Source organism: Myxococcus sp. AB036A, assembly GCF_006547355.1.
GTDB classification, from domain to species: Bacteria; Myxococcota; Myxococcia; order Myxococcales; family Myxococcaceae; genus Myxococcus; species Myxococcus virescens.
Window position 1 is genome coordinate 1 of record NZ_VHLC01000072.1, and the last position, 18,385, is coordinate 18,385.

Sequence of the window (18,385 nt, forward strand, 5' to 3'; positions counted from 1 at the left end):
GAGCCCCCCCTGCCCCGCCGCGAGGTGTATCCGTAGGGGGAGGCTGGCGCGGCCGTGAGCGCCGTCCCCGAGCAGCTCACGGCCGTTGCCTTCCACACACTCCGCGCCGCGCCCGCACGCGCGCATGCGCTAACATCCTCCCCGACGAGGCGGCGGGCCCCGGCACGCGGCGGCGTCGCGCGCCTTTCGGGGGGACGCCCATGAACCGGAGCACCACGTACCTGCTGTGTCTCACCGCGCTGGCCACCATCTCCAGCGGCTGCTTCCTGCGCACGGGCTACATCCTCGACGCGCTGAACACGCCCGGGGACCCGCAGGCGGCGCCGCTGCCCGTGCCCATCCAGGAGCGCGCGGCGCGCCTCACCCGCACGCACCTGGTGGACGCCTACGCCGACCCCGCCGAAGCCGCGCGCTGGATGTCCGCGATGGGCAACGCGCCCCAGCCCATCCTCGAGCAGCTGGACTGCCTGAAGCAGAGCGCGGGCGGCAGCAACAGCGCGTGCTACGAGCGCTTCCTCAAGAGCGCCATGGAGTCGCCGCAGTGGGGCCTGCCGTCGCTGCCCACTACGGTGGACCCCGCCGCGCCCTCACCGCGCGAAGTGGACGCCGCGCGCTTCCTGGCCAACACGCTGGGCATCGCCGCGTCGCTGGTGGCCCTGCATGATGCCCAGGGGGACCGCGTGCCCCTCCAGGTGCTCAGCCGCGGCATCCGCGAAGGCGCCGAGTCCGCCGCGCAGTACGTCAGCGTCCGCAAGTGGAACCGCACGCTGGGACGCCCATCCAACGCCATTGTCCTGAGCGGCGGCGGCGCCAATGGCGCGTTCAGCGCGGGGGCCATCTGGCGGCTGCTCGGCGTGCTGGAGCAGTGCCGCGGCAAGCCCGCGCCGGAGGGTTGTGGAGACGCGCGCATCGACCTGGCGGCGGGCAGCAGCACCGGCGCGCTCATCAGCACGCTGGTGGACCTGTTCCACACGCCGGGCCACGAAGAGGCCGCGCGCCAGCTGCTCGTCAGCAACTACACCTGCTCGGTGGAGTCGGACCTGTACTGCGTCAACAACACCTGGATTTGGAAGATTGCCTCCAACCTGCGTGGCCTGGTCCAGTTCGACGGCATCTACGGCAAGCTCCGCGCGGCGGTGGTCCCCGAGCAGCTCACCAACGGCACGGAGCTGGTGGCCGTCTCCGTGGACTTCGACACCGGTGACGTCTTCGGCATCAGCGACCAGGACCCGGCGAACATCGACCCGAACGCCACCGAGCAGCAGCGCGTGGAGGGCATCATCAACGGCGTCGTCGCCTCCATCGTGGAGCCCGTGCTCGCTGACCCGGTGCCGTGGCTGCCATCACACACCGGGCGGATGAAGGGCTCCTTCTTCGACGGCGGCGTGCGCTCCGGACTGCCGCTGCTCCAAGCCGTTCAGCGCGGTGCCGAGCGCGTGCTGGTCATCTCCACCGGCGGCGCGGAGCCGTCACCGGAGAACCCGCCGGACAACGCCGTCAGCGTGCTGATGCGCACCATCGACCTGTTCGTCGCCCAGCCGCGCGTGGGTGAGGTGCAGCAGGGGGAGATGGCCGCCGTGGGCCGGCGCTTCGCGGAGTACAACGTCTGCGTGGAGCGCCTGGCGAACGTGGCCGACGCCGCCAGCGTCAACGCCTTCTGCCGCCGCACGGGCACGGGCTTCGTCCCGCGCGAGCCCGGGGCCCTCAAGGCGGCCACCAGCATGTGGCTGGGCTCCGCCCGCTTCGACCAGGTGGCCTCCAGTTGGCGTTCGTCGTGGATGTTCCGTCCGGACTCGCAGCTCCAGACGGCCAGCGGCTACGGCTTCTCGCCGGAGGTCATGCGGCCGCTGTTCAAGGAAGGCGTGAAGCACTTCCAGCAGCGTTGCCATGAAGTGCTGCGCCTCTTCGAGATTCAGGGCACGCTGGCCGCCTCGGAGTGCGACAAGCCGGTGGACGACGCGGTGTCGGAAGCCGAGGCGTGGTTCGCTCCACTGGCCCAGTGCATGAAGGGCAAGCCCGAGCAGCGCTCGTGCAAGTGAGCCCTGGAGGCATATCCTCCAGGCGTCCATGTCCGACCGGTCGTCCCTCATCCGTTGGCTCGTCATTCCCGGCGTGAGCCTGGGCGTGCTCATCCTGAGCGCCGCCCTCTCCTACTGGCTGACGCGCCCTGTCCACGACGAGCCGCTGCCCGTCGGACCGCCCCCCGCCGAAGAGCTGCCCGCCCCGCAACCGACCGGCACACGCATCGCCCCCACGCCCGGCCTGTCGCCGCCCAGCGCCACACCCCCACCGGTGCAGCCTCCGCCCGGCTTTCCGTCGTCACGGACCGACGTGCCCGCGCCGCCCGCGGCCTCGGGGGACCCGCGGCGCGTGGTGGAGGTGGAGCCGGTGGTCGAATCCACCACCGGCCGCATCCACGCCGAAGACATCCGCGCCGCCATCCAGGCGGTGACTCCGCTCGTGCAGCAATGTTTCGAGGACGCGGCACAACGCAACCGGGGTCCGCAGACAGTGAAGCTGCGCTTCACCGTGGAGGCGGGCAACGAGGGCGGGGTGATGAGCGCGGGCGAGCTGGTGTCCAGCACCATCCCCGACCCCTTCGTGCAGGCGTGCGCGCTGGACTCGCTGCTGGACGTCCGCTTCCCGGCGCCCTTTGGCGGAGGAAAGGCGACGGTCGTCTACCCCTTCGAGTTCCGTGTCCCTGGGGAGACTGGCCGGTAGGGCCCGGTTTTGCGTAAGGTGCCGGAGCCCCCGACCCTTCATGCCCGTTACCGTCGAACAGCTTGGTCCCCATGACGCGGAAGCCCTTCGGGGGCTCCTGTCGAAGGACCCGGTCCACAACCTCTACCTGCTGGGGTTGCTGGAGGAGTTCGGCATCGCCCCCCGTGGCAGGGTGCCCTTCGCCTTCTACGGCCGCTTCGACAGCCAGGTCCTCACCGCCGCCGTGTTCGTGGGCGGCGACGGCGGGCTGGTGGTGCCCAGCGCGAGCGAGGCGGGCGCCACCAGCGTCATCGCGGACGCGCTGTCCTCGCGCCTGACGCTGCGCTCCACCGTGGGCGACAAGTCGTCGGTGGACGCGCTGCTGCGCAGCCTGGCCCCAGGCAAGCCGCGCCTGTCGCGCACGCAGCGGCTGTTCAGCGTGTCGGCGGATGACCTGGGCCCCTTCACCAACCCGCTCTTGCGGCTGGCGAAGGAAGAGGACCTGCCCCGGCTACTGCCGTTGGCACAGGGCTACGTGCGCGAGGTGCACGAGCGAGACCCATTGGCCGAGGACCCGCGCGGCTACGAGGCCCGCGTCATCCAGCGCGTGCGCCAGCGCCGCACCTACGTGTTGGAGGAGAATGGCGCGCTGGTGTTCAAGGTGGATATCGGCAGCCGCTCCCAGTACGGCGCGGAGCTGGAGGGCCTCTACACGCTGCCCGCCGAGCGCAAGAAGGGCCACGCCCTGCTGTGCCTGGGCCAGATTTCCCGCCACCTGCTGTCCTCGCTGCCGCGGCTGACCCTGCGCATCGACGAGCGGGACGAGAGCACCGCTCGCATCGCCCGCAAGGTCGGCTACCTGGCCGGCCGGACGTGGCGGCTCGTCCTGGTGGAGTAGCGGCCGGCCGCGTACAGTCCGCGCCCGCATGAGCCGTCCCACGCCTTCCCGCCGTCCCCTCTCTGGAGAGGGCCCCGTCATTCTTCACGCCGCCACCGACCCGCGCTGGCTGCCCCTGGCGCTCGAGCGGTTCGACGAGGTGCTGGTGGACCATGCCCACTGCGAGAAGAAGGCCGCCGCCAACGCGCTGTCCATGCTCCAGGCCTACCCGGACCTGCCGGGGCTTCCCTCGCAGATGGCGCGGCTGGCGCGCGAGGAGAGCGCGCACCTGGCCCGCGTGCTGGACTTGATGGCGGCGCGGGGCCTCACGCTGACCAAGGACGCGGGAGACCCCTACGCCCAGGGCCTGCAGAAGCTGATTCGCACGCCCGCCGCCGAGCGCCGCATGGACCGGCTGCTGGTGGCCGCCGTCATCGAAGCCCGCTCCTGCGAGCGGCTGTCCCTGCTGGCCGAAGGCCTCACCGACCCGGCCCTGGCGCGCTTCTACGGCGAGCTGGCCCAGTCCGAGGACGGCCATCAGTCCCTCTTCTACCGGCTGGCCGTCACCGCCTCCGAAGGCGACGAAGCCAGCGTGAAGGCGCGGCTGGAGTGGATGCTGGAGCGCGAGGCGCAGGTCATCACCGACGTGGGACTGCGCGCCGCCATCCACTGAGCCGTCACGGCCCCGTGGGTGCCCGCAGGCCCTCGGCCGGGCGATGCGCCACCGGCGCCGGTGAGGCGCCCTTCTCCAGCGGCCACGCCCAGGGCACGGCCACCGTGAGCAGGACCACCAGCACCGCGGTGAGCGGCGTGCCCAGGCGGAAGAAGTCCGTGAAGCGGTAGTGCCCCGGCCCGTACACGAGCACGCAGCTGGGCTCCAGCGGGGTGATGAACGAACAACTGGCCGCCAGCGTCACCGCCATGGCGAAGGGCCGCGCGTCCACGCCGAGCTGCTGCGCGGCGTTGATGGCCACTGGCAGCACCACCAGCGCCGCGGCCTGGTTGCTCATGGGCGCGGACAGGACGATGGTCAGCACCATCAGCACCACCATCACCATGCGCGGGCCACCCAATGCGCCCAGCGCCGCCACCCTGTCTCCCACGAACGCGCCCGCGCCGCTCACCTCCATGGCCAGCCCCAGCGCCATCATGGAGCCGATGAGCAGCACCACGCGCCAGTCCACGCGGAACGCGGTGCGCGGGTCCACGCAGCCAGTGGCAATCATCAGCAACATGCCGGTGAGGCCCGCCACCGACAGCGGCACCACGTCCAGCGAGCCCGCCGCCAGCGCGCCCAGGAACAGCACCACCGCCAGCAGCGCCTTGCCGTAGCGCGGCGGCTGGTACTCGTGGCCGCTGAGCACCGTCAGGTTGCCGCCTCGCGCCAGCTCGTCCACCCGGTCGCGCGCGCCGCGCAGCAGCAGCACGTCTCCCACCGACAGCGGCAGCATGGACAGCGAGCGCTCCCCGAAGGTGCGGCCCAGGAGCTGGAGCTTGGTGACGCGCTGGATGGCGGGCTTGCGGTGCAGGGCCAGCGCCACCAGGCCGTAGCGCTCCACGAAGAGCGTCTCCTTCAAGCTGCGCCCCACCAACGGGCTGTCGGGCGGCACGCTGGCTTCGATGAGGATGGAGTCCTTGTCGTGCAGCTCCTCGTCGGACAGCCGCACGTCCGGGCGGATCTGGATGCCACGCAGGTCCTTCACCCGCAGAATCGCCTCGCGGTTGCCCTCGATGAGCAGCCGCTCGTCGCCGTGCAACCGGTACCCCGGCACCGCGGACAGGGCCTCGCCGTCGCGGATGATGCCGATGACGCGCAGCCCCAGCCCCTCCGAGATGTCCCCCAGCTCCTTGCCCACGTAGCGCGAGTCCGGGGGCAGCACCGCCTCCGTGAGGTAGTCGCGCAGCGTCCAGTCCTCCATGGCGCCGCGGCCCTCGCGCGCCGGCAGCAACCACGGCGCCAGCAGCACCACCCCGAGGATGCCGACAACCGCCAGCGGCAGCCCCACCGGCGCCAGCTCCGTCACGCCGATTCCCGGCATGCCCAGCCGCTGCATCGCCGCGGACATCACCAGGTTGGTGGAGGTGCCGTAGAGGAACACCATGCCGCCCAGCATGGAGGCGTACGCCAGCGGCAGCAGCACCTTGCTCTTGGGCACCTTGGCGCGCTGGGCCGCGCCGATGGCCACCGGCAGGAAGGCCGCCGTCGTCACCGTGTTGGAGATGACAGAGGAGAAGGCCGCCACCGCCACCATCATCGCCATGACGAACGTCTGATGGCCGAAACGGGCGAAGAAGGCCAACCGTTGCCCCACCAACTGAACCACGCCCGTCGATGCGAGCCCCTGCGTCATCGCGAGCAGCGTGAAGATGAAGATGACAGTGTCGTTGCTGAACCCCTCGAACGCCTGCACGGGCGTGAGCACGCCGGTGAGCGCCAGCAGGCACACCACCACGAGCGAGCTGACTTCGATGGGAAGCGTGTCGAACGAGAACAGCACCAGCGCGACGACGACAACACCCAGGACGATGGCGATGGTCATAAGGCCCGCCCCAACCTGTATTCGCTGCGCTGATATGGCGAGTGCCGTGGCGCAGTGCGCCGTTTACTTCTGGATGACCGGCCGCTGATAAGTGGAATTAGGAGCGGCCTGTTCGGTACCAAGGTGGGTGACCGGTCGCGGGTTGCATTTATGCCCCCCTTCCAGAACGTTTGGGGCCTGTCTCCAGACCTGAACCACGAGGACGAATCCATGGCTTCGACGCAAGTTGCGGCGGAGGGCCAGCAGGCCCCCACGAAAAACCCCACGCTCCTGGCCTGGGTGGCCAAGATGGCCGAGATGACCCAGCCGGACAGCATCGTCTGGTGTGACGGGTCCGAGGCGGAGAAGAAGCGGCTGACGGACCAGGCGGTGAAGGAGGGCATCCTCATCCCGCTGAACCCGGAGAAGCGCCCCAACAGCTACCTCCACCGCTCCAACCCGAACGACGTGGCGCGCGTGGAGCACCTCACGTTCATCTGCACGCCGAACAAGACGGACGCCGGCCCGACGAACAACTGGATGGAGCCCGAGGCGGCCTACACCAAGCTGGGCAACCTGTTCACCGGGTGCATGAAGGGCCGCACCATGTACGTGGTGCCCTACGCCATGGGCCCCATCGGCAGCCCCTTCACCAAGCTGGGCGTGGAGCTGACCGACAGCATCTACGTCGTGCTGAACATGCGCATCATGGCGCGCATGGGGAAGCAGGCGCTGGACATGCTGGGTGACAGCGACGACTTCAACCGCGGCCTGCACAGCACCGGCGACGTGGACCCCGACCGCCGCTACATCTGCCACTTCCCCCAGGACAACACCATCTGGAGCTTCGGCTCCGGCTACGGCGGCAACGTGCTGCTGGGCAAGAAGTGCCTCGCGCTGCGCATCGGCAGCTACCTGGGCCGCGAGGAAAGCTGGATGGCCGAGCACATGCTCATCCTGGGCGTCACCAGCCCCAAGGGTGAGACCACGTACGTGGCCGCCGCCTTCCCGTCCGCGTGTGGCAAGACGAACTTCGCGATGATGATTCCGCCCCCCGAGTACAAGGGCTGGAAGATTGAGACCGTCGGTGACGACATCGCGTGGATGCACCCCGGCAAGGATGGCCGCCTGTACGCCATCAACCCGGAGGCCGGCTACTTCGGCGTGGTGCCCGGCACCAACTACAAGACGAACCCCAACGCGATGGAGTCCATCGCCAAGGACACCATCTTCACCAACGTGGCGCTGACGGCGGACGGCGACGTGTGGTGGGAGGGCAAGGACGGCGAGGTCCCCGACGAGCTCACCGACTGGCAGGGCCGCCCCTGGAAGAAGGGCAGCACGGAGAAGGCGGCGCATCCCAACAGCCGCTTCACCGCGCCCATGTCCAACAACCCGGCGCTGAGCCCCAAGGCCAACGACCCGATGGGCGTGCCCATCTCCGCGCTCATCTTCGGCGGCCGCCGCTCCAACACCGTCCCGCTGGTGCTCCAGGCCTTCAACTGGACCCACGGCGTGTTCCTGGGCGCCACCATGGGCAGCGAGACGACGGCCGCGGCCACCGGCAAGGTCGGCGTCGTGCGCCGCGACCCCATGGCCATGCTGCCCTTCTGCGGCTACCACATGGGTGACTACCTCCAGCACTGGCTGGACATGCAGAAGCACATCGCCCAGCTGCCGAAGATCTTCCAGGTCAACTGGTTCCGCCAGGACAAGAACGGCAAGTTCATGTGGCCGGGCTTCGGCGAGAACATGCGCGTGCTGGAGTGGATTGTGAACCGCGTCCACGGCCGCGTCCCCACCCAGGAGACGCTGCTGGGCTGGGTGCCCCGCGCCGACCAGGGCCTCAACCTCAATGGCCTGGACCTGGCCTCCGACGTGGTGACGGAAGTCACGTCCATCAAGGAGGACGAATGGAAGGCCGAGCTGAAGAGCCAGGAGGTCTTCTTCGAGCAGCTCGGCACCAAGGCGCCGGACGCGCTGATGCTCCAGCGCAAGCTGCTGATGGCGCGCCTGGACCACTGAGTCCCCGCCGGCCTGTAGCAGCCTGACCCCCGGGGCCGCCTCCCGCTCGCACCGAGCGCGGTGGGCGGCCCCTCCGTTTTTCACAGGAAGTAAAAGTCAGCGCTTCGACCTTCCCGGAGCTCCGCGCTAGGCTCTCAGGTCATGAGACTGGCTTTCGTATTGTCGGTGATTCTCGCGCTGGCGCCACCGGTGGCGTTCGCACAGCGCGGGAAAAGTGCAGCGGCCCTCATCAAGGACGGCGAGCGGCTGTACCAGGGAGGCAAGTACCGCGAGGCGGCGGATGCGCTGAAGAAGGCGCATGAAGCCCAGCCCCATCCGCGGCTCATCTACAACATCGCCATCTCCCTGGAGAACGCGGGAGAGCTGCGCGAGGCGGTGACCTGGTACCAGCAGTACGTCGGCGCCACCGACGGCACGGACCCGACGCTGCTCAAGCGCAGCGCGCGCAGCATCGACCGGCTGCGGGTACTCATCGAGAAGGAAGACCAGGTGGCGGCCGCGTCCAACGCCGAGCGCCAGCGGCTCCAGGAGGAAGCGGACGCCGCGCGCCGGCAGGCGGAAGAAGAGCAGCTCGCGGCCCGCCGCGCCGAGGAGGAGAGCCGGCGCCAGCAGGAGGCGGAGTTGCAGCGCGCGCTGACGTCCTACAAGCGCCAGCGCATCGGCGCGTTCGCCGCGGCGGGCGTGGGCGCGGCGGGCGTGGTGGCGGGCGTGCTGTTCGGCATGCAGGCGCGCGACGCGCGTGAGCAGTTCGACGGCGCCACCCGGGTGGAGAGCAAGGAGGAGTTCGCCGACAAGACGCGCAGCCGGGCGCTGCTGGCGGACGTCGGCTTCGGCGTGGGACTGGCCGGTGTCATCACCGCCATCGTCCTCTACCCGAAGGATGGCCCCCCGGTTGCGGGTGAGGTGCGAGTCACGATGGCGCCCAAGGGCGCTGGAGCAGGAATGGCGGTGAGCTTCTGATGCGCGCGCTGCGATTGATGATGACGGGAAGCACCCTGCTGATGGCCGGGTGCAGCTTCACCACCGCCAGTGGACTGACCGAGTGCGAGACGTCCTCGGACTGTGAAACCGCGCAGGTGTGCACCGCGGGCTACTGCCTGCCGCAGCCAGAGGGCTGCGGAGTGGTCTACGGCCCGGCCTCCGCGGCCAACGCCATTCCCCTGGGCGCCACGGTGCCGCTGAGCACCTCTGACGGCCCGGACGAGTCCGAGGTGCAGGCGCTCAACGCCATCAAGCTGGCGCTCGACGAAATCAACCAGCGTGAGGGCGTCAACGGCCGGCCCTTCGTCCTCCACATCTGCGACACGCGCTCGGAGCCGAACCGCGCCGCCGAGCAGGCCCAGTGGCTGATGCGTGAGCGCCAGGTGCCGATGATTTTCACCTCCAGCAGCGCCCAGGCGCTCGCGGTGTCCTCGTTCACCGTGCCCAACGGCGTGCTGATGATCACGTACAGCGCCACCAGCCCGGACCTGGCCGCCATCAACGACCAGAACGGCACCACGGCAGGCCTCGTCTGGCGGACGGCCCCGTCCGACGTGCTGCAGGGCCGCATCATCGGAGACCTGCTCCAGGGCAACATCCTGGTGAACGGCGCCCCGCTCTACGACAGCATCTCCAAGGTCGGCATCAGCTACGTGAATGACGCCTACGGGCAAGGCCTCTTCGGCGTGACGCTGGGGCGCATCGACGCCACCCAGCGGACCGTGACGTCCGCCCAGTACACCCGCAACAGCGCCGACGTCTCCAGTGTGGTGCAGCACATCACCACCAGTCTGCCGGATGTCGAGGTCCTCATCGGCTTCTCCGAGGACAACGCGCGCATCATCAACCAGACGGCCGCCGCGGGCCGGAACACCCAGCGGTGGTTCTTCACCGACGCCGGCAAGGACCGGGGCCTCTTCACCGCGCTGGGCGCCAACGAGGCGCTCGTGGACGATGCCTACGGCACGTCTCCGGCGCAGGCCCGTCCAGACCTCGTCTATCAGCTGTTCGCCCAGCGCTTCCGCTCCGCCTTCAACCAGACGGACCCGGGGCAGTACTCCTTCACCGCGCACGCGTATGACGCCATGTACCTGGTGGCGCTCGGCGCCGCGTATGCCGCCGGTCCCGACGTCAACACCCCGCAGGCCATCACCGGCGCGCGCATTGCGGATGGACTGGCGCTCGTGACGCCGGGCGAGGCAGGCACGTCCCTGAACTACAACCTGGGCACGGAGGGCTTCGCGGGCGCTCGCGCGGCCATCCGCAATGGACAGGTCATCAACGTGACGGGCGCCAGCGGCAACCTCGACTTCGACGCCACGGGCGAGGCGCCGTCCGAGTACGAGCTGTTCCGCGTGAAGGACGGCGGGTTCCAGACGGTGCAGCTCATCGCGCCGCCCACGGAGTGACGTGACGGGGCCTCAGGGCCCCAACGTCCGCGCGAGCACCTCGACGGCGGCGGCGAAATCCTCGGGCTGGGGCAGCAGCGACAGCACGAGGAAGGCGCCGCCGCCGAAGTCGTAGAAGTAGCCCGGCTGCACCCGCACGCCCGCGTCCAGCAGGGCCAGGCAGGTGGCCTCCTCGCCGGGCGCCCTCGGAATCCGCACCACCGCGCTCCACCCGCCCTCCGCCGGCACCACGTCCCAACTGGCGTCGCGAGGCCGGGCCGCGAGCAGGCGCTGGCGGTTGCCCCTCACCCGCTCCAGCACCGCCGCCTGGAAGCGCGGCGCATGGGCCAGGAGCGCGGGCAGGGCCCGCTGCACGGGCGTGCCCACGGGCAGGTACGTGTCCCCCACCCAGTCCAGGCGGGCCAGCGCCTCGTCACGGAGCGCCGCGGGCCCGCCCACGTGCGTCCACGCCAGCTTGAGCCCGGGCAGCCCCACGGACTTGGAGAGGCCGGAGAGGGCGAAGGTGAGCATCGGCAGCGCGCGCCCCGCCACGGTGGCCACGCGCCCGGGCGCCGGCGCCCATGCGAAGGGCGAGAAGACTTCGTCGCAGACGAGCGCCAGCTGGCGGCGCACGCACACGTCCGCCAGCGCCGCCAGCTCACCGTCGTGCAGGAAGTGGCCGGTGGGGTTGCCGGGGTTCACCACCAGCACCGCGCGGGTGCGCGCGTCGCACGCCGCAGCCACCTGCCCCGCGTCCAGGCCGAAGCCATGCGCGCGCGGCAAGGCGTAGGAACGCGTCTGGACGCCCTCCAGGCGCGCGAGGTGCTCGAAGAGGGGGTAGCAGGGGGCCGGGACGAGAACGTTGTCCCCTGGCTCGCACAGGAGCTTGAAGAGCCAGCCGTAGGCTTCACTGGTGCTGGAGGTCAGCAGCAGGTGCGCTTCGGAGACCTGGGCGCCCCGCGCCGCGAAGTCCGCCACCAGCGCCTGTCGCGCGGAGGCAAGCCCCAGGGACTCGGGTTCGTAGGAGAAGGCGTCCTCGGGGGCCAGGAGCGCCGCGTCCGGCAGGGGCAACCCCACACGCGTGGGGTTGGATTCCGTCAGGTCCAGGAGGGGACGTCCGCTGGCGTGGAGCCTCTCGAGCGCCCGTGCCAGCGGGTTGGGTGTCCGTGCGAAGTCCGTCCGCGCGGAGAAGCGGCTCACAGGCCCGTTTGCAGCATGGCGTTCGCGACACGACGAATCAGGTCGCGGCGAACCTCCTTGCGGCAGTGCTCGATGGCCTTGTCGTGAGGCCGGGGAAGTTGAGGGTCGCGCGTGCGCAGAGCGGTCCGGAGCACGAGTTCCACCTTGGAGGGCTCGATGTGAAAGAGCCGAGGCCCTTCCTTTTGCAGGAAGTAGGAAAGCCCCCTCTTGTCGATGAGCTTCTTGTAGAACCGCCGGACGTCCGCGAGGAACGTGAGATCGATGATGTCCGCCATTCGTGAGGCGTTCTCGCGCGGAAAAAACGGCACGTCCATTTCACGGCCGCATGTCCCGAAAACTTGCGCAACCTGTAGCACTGGCCCTCGGAAGGAAACGCGCCGGAGGCCGATTTTCCGGCCTCCGCGCGTTCAGGGCAGCAACGGCCGCAGCGCGCGGCGAAACGCGGCATGGCGGCGCCGCGCGTCGGGAAGATAGGGCACCGGTCCCAGCACCGGGACGCCGTGCCGCGCCTCCAGGAGCCGCCGGTTGTCGCGCTCCGAAACATCCTTCGCGGACGTCCCGCGCGACAGCAGCACGGCCCGCACGGGAATGCGGCGCGCGGCCAGCGCCTGGAGCGACAGCGCGGTGTGGTTGAGCGTGCCCAGGCCCGCGCGCGCCACCAGCAGCACCGGCAGGCGCAAGGTGGCGATGAGGTCGATGACGTCGTGCTTCGAATCCAGCGGCACGAACAGGCCCCCTGCCCCCTCCACCACGGCGTTGCCCCCGCGCAGCCGACGCCACGCGGCCAGCGTGACGTCCCAGTCGGGCTCGCGTCCCAGGCGGCTGGCGGCCACGCCGGGCGCCACGGGCAGGCGGAAGCGGTGAGGACAGACTTCATTCACGCGCAGCGAGCTGCCCGCCGCCGCGCGCAGGGCCAGGGCGTCCGCGGGCGCACGCAGGGACGCGCAGCCGCTCTCGTAGGGCTTGAAGCCCTGGGGCCGCAGCCCCGCGTCCGCCAGCAGCGACAGGAGCGCGCACGACGCCTGCGTCTTCCCCACGCCGGTGTCCGTGCCCGTCACGAAAATCTGGAACGGCTTGCCACGCTCAGCCACGGCGGACTCCCACGGTGCGCAGCGCCTCCAGCGCCAGGTCCACGTGGCCCACGGTGTGGGAAGCGGACAGGCAGAAGCGCAGGCGGCTGGTGCCCTCGGGGACGGTGGGCGGGCGGATGGCCTTCACCAGCACGCCCGCCTCGCGCAGACGGCGCGCGGCATCCAGCGCCCGCTCGGGCTCGCCGAGGATGATGGGGAACACGGCGCTGCGAGGCTCGGCGCGCACGCCCAAGCCGCGCAGGCCCTCCGCGAAGCGACGGATGTTGCGCCACAGCCGCTCGCGCAGGTCCGGGTCGCCCTCCACGGCGTCCACGGCGGCCTCGGCGGCGGCGCACAGGTGCGCGGGCAGCGCGGTGGAGAAGACGAAGGGCCGCGCGCGGGAGACCAGCAGGTCCGCCACCTCGCGAGAGGTCGCCACGTACGCGCCCATGACGCCCAGCGCCTTGCTCAGCGTGCCCATGCGCAGGTCCACCTCGTTCTCCAATCCCAGCTCATCGCAGAGGCCCGCTCCGCGTGTGCCCAGCACGCCGGTGGCATGCGCTTCGTCCACCATCAGCGCGGCGCCGTGGGCCCGGCACGCGGCGACGATGTCGCGCAGCGGGGCCACGTCTCCGTCCATGGAGAAGACGGTGTCCGTCACCACCAGCTTGCGGCGCGCGGGCGTCTCCGCCAGGGCGCGCGAGAGCGCCTCCACGTCCGCGTGCGGATAGACGCAGACGCGGGAGCGAGACAGCCGGCAGCCATCCACGAGCGAGGCGTGGTTGAGGGCATCGGAGAAGACGGCGTCCTCGGGCCCCACCAGCGCGGGGATGATGCCGGTGTTGGCGGCGTAGCCGCTGTTGAACAGGCGCACGGCCTCCGCGCGCTCGAAGGCGGCCAGCCGCGTTTCCAACCGGTGATGCGCGGCGGTGTCACCCACCACCAACCGGCTGGCACCGGTGCCCACGCCGTAGCGCTCCACGGCGGCCAGCGCCGCGGCACGCACGGTGGGTGACGCGGCCAGCCCCAGGTAGTCATTGGACGAGAAGTTGACGAGCGCCTCGCCCCCCACGCGCACCACGGGCCCCTGGGGAGAATCCAGGGGCTCCAGGTAGCGGCGCAGGCCGCGCTCGGACAGGGCCTCCAGGTCCTCCCGGGCCCACGCCGCCGCGACGGCTTCATCACTCACGGTGGGCTCAGCCTTCCTGACGCGGCTCCAGGGGGCGGATGCCCGCCTTCTCCAGCAGGGCCATGTCCTGGGTGTACTCGGGGTTGCCGGTGGTGAGCAGCTTCTCGCCGAAGAAGAGCGAGTTGGCGCCCGCCATCATGCACAGCAGTTGCGCCTCTTCGTTCATCTGCTGCCGGCCCGCGGACAGGCGCACCATGGACTGGGGCATCAGGATGCGCGCGGTGGCGATGGTGCGCACCATGTCCACCGTCTCCACGCGCTGCTGCTCCTGCAGCGGCGTGCCCTCCACGGCCACCAGCGCGTTGATGGGCACCGACTCCGGGTGGTGCTCCTGGTTGGCCAGGGTGCGCAGCAGGTTGCAGCGGTCATCCACCGACTCGCCCATGCCAATGATGCCGCCGCAGCACACGGAGATGCCGGCGTCGCGCACGCGGTTGAGCGTGCGCAGGCGGTCTTCATAGGTGCGGGTGGAGATGATGTCGCCGTAGTGCTCGGGCGACGTGTCCAGGTTGTGGTTGTACGCGGACAGGCCGGCCTCGCGCAGGCGCTTCGCCTGGCTCTCGGAGAGCATGCCCAGGGTGGCGCACGCCTCCATGCCCAGCGCGCGCACGCCGCGCACCATCTCCAGCACGCTGTCGAACTGCGGACCGTCCTTCACCTCGCGCCACGCGGCGCCCATGCAGAAGCGGGTGGCTCCGGCGGCGCGGGCCTTGGACGCGGCATCCAGCACGTCCGGCACGGCCATCAGCTTCTCCGCCTTGACGCCCGTCTTGTAGCGGGCCGCCTGCGGGCAGTACGAGCAGTCCTCCGGGCAGCCGCCCGTCTTGATGGACAGCAGCGAACAGAGCTGGACCTTGTTGTCCACGAACACGGCCCGGTGGACCGTCTGGGCCTTGTGCACCAGGTCCAGCAGCGGGAGCTCGTAGAGGGCCCTCACCTCCGACAGCGACCAGTCATGGCGCACGTCCACACCCGCCGGTGGCGGCGCGGCGACGTGGGCGTGACCGGAGAACTCGCTCTCGCTGGAGACAGTGGCGGTATCGGGCATGGGCTCCTCTACGGACGGATGAGGGCCCGAACGTGCGTGGACCCCGGAAAGTTGTCAACGCCCGCGAGCAGGTGGGTTGACGACTCTCCAGGGTCCATCTCCCCTCAAGAGGGGCTCAGCGCGTCAGCTGACGCGCGGCACTAGACGTGGACGCGGCGGCCCCGGCCTGCCAGGCCCACCAGGAACAACACCAGGAGTGCGCCCAGGACGGAGAACAGGAGTCCTGTCGGGTGCAGGTCGAAGACGCGGCCATCACTGCGGAAGAGCGAGGCGACGAAACCGCCCACGAAGGAGCCGGCGATACCCAGCAGCGTGGTGGCGAGGAGCCCCATCGACTGGTTGCCCGGCATGAGCGCGCGGGCAATCAGACCCGCGAGAAGGCCAATGACCAGAAACGCGATAATCCCCATGACTACCTCCCTTGCTTGTTTAGCGACGCAGGGTGCGACGCCCACCTGGGAGCAAACCTGGGTTGCCCCACCCATTCGTACAACTTGGCACCGGGGGGCTTGACATGGCGCCTGCCTGCTCTGCGGGCATGCCTGCCTGCAAGGTCGCAAAAACGTCAGGGTTCCGCGCTATTCACCCAACCCATGGCGAAGGCGAAGACGCACTACACCTGTCAGGCATGTGGATACAAAACGGCGAAGTGGCTCGGGAAGTGTCCGGACTGTGGCGCGTGGAGCTCCCTGCTGGAGGAGACGGACCCGAAGGCGGATGAGCGACGTCCGGCCTGGGGGGCCTCAGGCGGTTCGGCGCGGCCCATGCTGCTCAAGGAAGTGAGCGGCGAGACGGAGACGCGCCGGCGCACGGGCATCGCCGAATTCGACCGCGTGCTGGGCGGCGGCGTGGTGAGCGGCTCCATCGTGCTGCTGGGTGGCGACCCGGGCATCGGCAAGTCCACGCTGCTGCTGGCGGCGTTGGACAGGCTGGCGCGTCACGGACCGGTGCTCTACGTCTCCGGCGAAGAGAGTCTGCGACAGACGAAGATGCGCGCCGAGCGGCTCCGGGTGGAGGGGGACTCCATCCACCTGTTCGCGGAGACGGACGCGGAGCGGGTGCTGACGGCGACGGAGGCGTTGAAGCCCCAGGCGCTGGTGGTGGACTCCATCCAGACCATGTACCTGCCGGAGCTGGGCAACGCGCCCGGCAGCATCACCCAGGTGCGCGAGGTGGCGGGCCGGCTGATGGCCTACGCGAAGCGCACGGGGGTGCCCACGTTCCTGGTGGGCCACGTGACGAAGGAAGGTTCCATCGCGGGCCCGCGCGTGCTGGAGCACATGGTGGACACGGTCCTCTACTTCGAGGGCGAGCGGGGCCACCCTTTCCGAATCCTGCGCGCGCACAAGAACCGCTTCGGCTCCACGAACGAGATTGGCGTCTTCGAGATGAAGGGCGCGGGGCTGGTGGAGGTGTCCGACCCCTCCGCCCTCTTCCTGTCGGAGCGGCCGGTGGGCAAGTCCGGCAGCGTGGTGACGAGCACGCTCAACGGCACGCGCCCGCTGCTGGTGGAGGTGCAAGCGCTGGTGGCGCCCACGGGCTACGGCACCGCGCGGCGCACGGCGATTGGCGTGGACGGCAACCGCGTGGCGCTGCTGGCGGCGGTGCTGGAGAAGAAGGAGGAGATTCCGCTGGTGGGCTGTGACTTGTTCGTCAACGTGGCGGGTGGCATGCAGCTCACCGAGCCCGCGTGTGACCTCGCGGTGTGCGCGGCGCTGGTGAGCAGCCTCCAGAATCGTCCGTTGGATCCGAAGACGCTGGTGCTCGGAGAAGTGGGCCTCGCCGGAGAGGTGCGCGCGGTGGGTCAGGTGGAGCCCCGGCTGGCGGAGGCCGCGAAGATGGGCTTCCAGCGCGTGGTGCTGCCCGCCGGCAGCGCGCGGCGGCTGGAGGACGCGGGCCCGAAGATGAAAATCGTCGGGGTAGAGACGCTCGGCGACGCGCTGGTCGCGATGTTCGACTGAGCGGACGCGGGCACAGCGTTGGCGGCAACAGATAACCTGGGAGCGGGCACCGCTGAATGACGAGATGCCCATCCCGGGGGACCTCCATGCTGCTTCGATGGGCGCTGCTGCCACTCCTGCTCCTCGCCGTGAGCTGTTCGGCCTCTCGCCGCGTGTGTCTCGACATCGGCGATGAGGCGCCCAACCTCGTCGCACCTCCGGACGCGGCAGAGGCCAATCTACGAGCTTCCCAAGTAGAGGCGGGTGCGTTTCAAGAAGCGCTGGCGAGACTCGCCTGGGACGTGCGGCCCGCTCGACAGCCACTGAATCACGCACGACTCCTGATGGGCGTACCTCGGCGGAGCGGCGTGTACTGGTACGAGGGCCGCAGCCAGCGGCTCATCCCCCAAGACGAGAGCGACCAAGGTCCTCGCCTACGGATGTCGTACGCGGACGACGAACTCACACGAGCGTACGGCCAGTGGTGTCACCGCAAGGGTCAGTCTCGCGATTGCCTGCGTCTCCTGGACGAAGGGCCGCTCATTGCGAGCGACGGCAAGTACGCGTTGGCCATGGCCATCGCCATGGACTCGGTCTGGGAGGAGACCACCGAAGCGTTGGAAGGCATGACGGACCCGCAAGCAGTGATGGCAACGGTGACAGCGTCGGTGAGCATGTATCTGCTCCTCTGGGCGCTGCCGGAACCCACGAGCAAGGGAGTCGCAGCGCTCATCACCGCGACCGCCATTGCCTATCTGGGAGTCGACATGGTGTGGCGGCTGCTTGACGGATGGGTGTCACTGGTCCGAACGGTGGACCACGCCACTACGTTCGAGCAACTCAGCGAAGCAGGCGAGTCCTACGGAGAAGTCCTTGGCGTGAATGCAGCCCGGGTCTTCGTCATGCTGGCCACTGCCGCCATTGGAAGCACCGCGGGGCTCGCGGCAAAGTCCTCGTCACTGCCCAACTCCGCGCAGGCAGCCCTCGCCATCGAATCCCAGGCCGGGCTTCGATTCACGTCCATTGGCAACGTGGGCTCGGTGGCAATGACCGCCGAGGGTTTTACCGTCGCCCTGGCCCCCACCGCCGTGGCCATGTCGACGCAGGACTCTTCAAAACACTGGACGCACCGGCACCATCTCGCCACGAACAAAAACAGCGTGTCCACGGCACGCGGTGGCCCCTGGACACCGAGGTTCGAGGAGTTCTTCAAAAAGGCGGGGATGGAGCTGAAGGACCCAGAGAACATCGTCCCCGTTCAGGGGCATCATGGACCGCACCCACAGGAGTATCATGCGTTGGTCTTCGCGAGACTCCGTGATGCAACCCGAGCATGCCGCACCGTGGAGTCTTGTCGGAAGGCGCTGACCTCGGCGCTCAACGAAATGGCGGAGGAAGTCATCACGCAGGGAACAGAGCTCAACAGGCTCGTGACCCGGGGCAAGTAA

General features: G+C 69.7%; 16 protein-coding genes. 9 read left to right on the forward strand and 7 right to left on the reverse strand.

The annotated features are described in order from the left end of the window. The first annotated feature begins 200 nt into the window (after positions 1 to 200). From FL344_RS25795 to FL344_RS25810, 4 genes are read left to right on the forward strand one after another with little or no spacing between them, the layout of a single operon-like run. Entirely contained in the window at positions 201 to 2,039 is a 1,839-nt protein-coding gene (locus FL344_RS25795) for a patatin-like phospholipase family protein (protein ID WP_141620394.1), read from the forward strand. Between the two features lie 28 nt (positions 2,040 to 2,067). Beyond that, positions 2,068 to 2,721 (forward strand): AgmX/PglI C-terminal domain-containing protein, encoded by a 654-nt coding sequence (locus FL344_RS25800; protein ID WP_141620395.1) that lies wholly within the window; start codon positions 2,068 to 2,070, stop codon positions 2,719 to 2,721. 40 nt (positions 2,722 to 2,761) lie between these two features. Beyond that, complete coding sequence (locus FL344_RS25805) at positions 2,762 to 3,598, forward strand: GNAT family N-acetyltransferase (protein ID WP_194858485.1); 837 nt, start codon at positions 2,762 to 2,764, stop codon at positions 3,596 to 3,598. Between the two features lie 28 nt (positions 3,599 to 3,626). Continuing rightward, positions 3,627 to 4,250, forward strand: a complete 624-nt coding sequence (locus tag FL344_RS25810) for a tRNA-(ms[2]io[6]A)-hydroxylase (RefSeq protein ID WP_141620396.1) — start codon at positions 3,627 to 3,629, stop codon at positions 4,248 to 4,250. 4 nt (positions 4,251 to 4,254) lie between these two features. Here FL344_RS25810 and FL344_RS25815 read toward each other — a convergent pair whose 3' ends face one another. Continuing rightward, the gene (locus FL344_RS25815) at positions 4,255 to 6,117 is read right to left on the reverse strand and encodes an SLC13 family permease (protein WP_141620397.1); all 1,863 of its coding nucleotides are present in this window, start codon (positions 6,115 to 6,117) and stop codon (positions 4,255 to 4,257) included. Positions 6,118 to 6,327: 210 nt separating this feature from the next. Between FL344_RS25815 and FL344_RS25820 the strand changes: the two genes are divergently transcribed. The 3 genes from FL344_RS25820 to FL344_RS25830 all read left to right on the forward strand — a co-directional run bounded on the left by FL344_RS25820 (position 6,328) and on the right by FL344_RS25830 (position 10,511). Beyond that, complete coding sequence (locus FL344_RS25820) at positions 6,328 to 8,121, forward strand: phosphoenolpyruvate carboxykinase (GTP) (protein WP_090486929.1); 1,794 nt, start codon at positions 6,328 to 6,330, stop codon at positions 8,119 to 8,121. A gap of 141 nt (positions 8,122 to 8,262) precedes the next feature. Continuing rightward, positions 8,263 to 9,081 carry a hypothetical protein gene (locus tag FL344_RS25825; protein ID WP_141620398.1) on the forward strand — a complete coding sequence of 273 codons (819 nt, stop codon included), beginning with the start codon at positions 8,263 to 8,265 and terminating at the stop codon, positions 9,079 to 9,081. Then, a complete protein-coding gene (locus FL344_RS25830) occupies positions 9,081 to 10,511 on the forward strand; it encodes an ABC transporter substrate-binding protein (RefSeq protein WP_141591944.1) in 1,431 nt (476 codons plus the stop codon). Before FL344_RS25825 ends, FL344_RS25830 begins: the two co-directional genes overlap by 1 nt. Positions 10,512 to 10,523: 12 nt before the next feature. Here the strand turns inward: FL344_RS25830 and FL344_RS25835 are convergent, their stop codons facing one another. From FL344_RS25835 to FL344_RS25860, 6 genes are all read right to left on the reverse strand, one after another. Beyond that, on the reverse strand, positions 10,524 to 11,690 hold the full coding sequence (locus FL344_RS25835; RefSeq protein ID WP_141620399.1) for a pyridoxal phosphate-dependent aminotransferase: 1,167 nt from the start codon (positions 11,688 to 11,690) through the stop codon (positions 10,524 to 10,526). Further along, entirely contained in the window at positions 11,687 to 11,965 is a 279-nt protein-coding gene (locus tag FL344_RS25840; protein ID WP_141620400.1) for a hypothetical protein, read from the reverse strand. The genes FL344_RS25835 and FL344_RS25840 overlap by 4 nt, the downstream gene beginning before the upstream one ends. Before the next feature lie 132 nt (positions 11,966 to 12,097). Continuing rightward, positions 12,098 to 12,781 (reverse strand): dethiobiotin synthase, encoded by a 684-nt coding sequence (bioD, locus tag FL344_RS25845; protein ID WP_141620401.1) that lies wholly within the window; start codon positions 12,779 to 12,781, stop codon positions 12,098 to 12,100. Next, complete coding sequence (bioF, locus tag FL344_RS25850; RefSeq protein ID WP_141620402.1) at positions 12,774 to 13,949, reverse strand: 8-amino-7-oxononanoate synthase; 1,176 nt, start codon at positions 13,947 to 13,949, stop codon at positions 12,774 to 12,776. The genes bioD and bioF overlap by 8 nt, the downstream gene beginning before the upstream one ends. Positions 13,950 to 13,956: 7 nt before the next feature. Beyond that, on the reverse strand, positions 13,957 to 14,997 hold the full coding sequence (bioB, locus tag FL344_RS25855) for a biotin synthase BioB (RefSeq protein ID WP_011551374.1): 1,041 nt from the start codon (positions 14,995 to 14,997) through the stop codon (positions 13,957 to 13,959). A gap of 140 nt (positions 14,998 to 15,137) precedes the next feature. Beyond that, positions 15,138 to 15,407: a GlsB/YeaQ/YmgE family stress response membrane protein gene (locus tag FL344_RS25860; protein WP_020478235.1), complete on the reverse strand. Its 270-nt coding sequence runs from the start codon at positions 15,405 to 15,407 to the stop codon at positions 15,138 to 15,140. A 183-nt stretch (positions 15,408 to 15,590) separates the two neighbouring features. On the opposite strand from FL344_RS25860, the gene radA reads away from it, so the two are divergent. Both radA and FL344_RS25870 read left to right on the forward strand, forming a co-directional pair. After that, the gene (gene radA / locus FL344_RS25865; RefSeq protein ID WP_141591938.1) at positions 15,591 to 16,958 is read left to right on the forward strand and encodes a DNA repair protein RadA; all 1,368 of its coding nucleotides are present in this window, start codon (positions 15,591 to 15,593) and stop codon (positions 16,956 to 16,958) included. 86 nt (positions 16,959 to 17,044) lie between these two features. Continuing rightward, positions 17,045 to 18,385 (forward strand): AHH domain-containing protein, encoded by a 1,341-nt coding sequence (locus FL344_RS25870; protein ID WP_194863254.1) that lies wholly within the window; start codon positions 17,045 to 17,047, stop codon positions 18,383 to 18,385.

Coding starts and splice junctions, on each gene's coding strand:
- FL344_RS25820 (WP_090486929.1), top strand. CDS start 6,328: ATGGCTTCGACGCAAGTTGCGGCGGAGGGCCAGCAGGCCCCCACGAAA.
- FL344_RS25870 (WP_194863254.1), top strand. CDS start 17,045: ATGCTGCTTCGATGGGCGCTGCTGCCACTCCTGCTCCTCGCCGTGAGC.
- FL344_RS25800 (WP_141620395.1), top strand. CDS start 2,068: ATGTCCGACCGGTCGTCCCTCATCCGTTGGCTCGTCATTCCCGGCGTG.
- FL344_RS25840 (WP_141620400.1), bottom strand. CDS start 11,965: ATGGCGGACATCATCGATCTCACGTTCCTCGCGGACGTCCGGCGGTTC.
- FL344_RS25805 (WP_194858485.1), top strand. CDS start 2,762: ATGCCCGTTACCGTCGAACAGCTTGGTCCCCATGACGCGGAAGCCCTT.
- bioB (WP_011551374.1), bottom strand. CDS start 14,997: ATGCCCGATACCGCCACTGTCTCCAGCGAGAGCGAGTTCTCCGGTCAC.
- FL344_RS25825 (WP_141620398.1), top strand. CDS start 8,263: ATGAGACTGGCTTTCGTATTGTCGGTGATTCTCGCGCTGGCGCCACCG.
- FL344_RS25810 (WP_141620396.1), top strand. CDS start 3,627: ATGAGCCGTCCCACGCCTTCCCGCCGTCCCCTCTCTGGAGAGGGCCCC.
- FL344_RS25860 (WP_020478235.1), bottom strand. CDS start 15,407: ATGGGGATTATCGCGTTTCTGGTCATTGGCCTTCTCGCGGGTCTGATT.
- FL344_RS25830 (WP_141591944.1), top strand. CDS start 9,081: ATGCGCGCGCTGCGATTGATGATGACGGGAAGCACCCTGCTGATGGCC.
- FL344_RS25795 (WP_141620394.1), top strand. CDS start 201: ATGAACCGGAGCACCACGTACCTGCTGTGTCTCACCGCGCTGGCCACC.
- FL344_RS25815 (WP_141620397.1), bottom strand. CDS start 6,117: ATGACCATCGCCATCGTCCTGGGTGTTGTCGTCGTCGCGCTGGTGCTG.
- radA (WP_141591938.1), top strand. CDS start 15,591: ATGGCGAAGGCGAAGACGCACTACACCTGTCAGGCATGTGGATACAAA.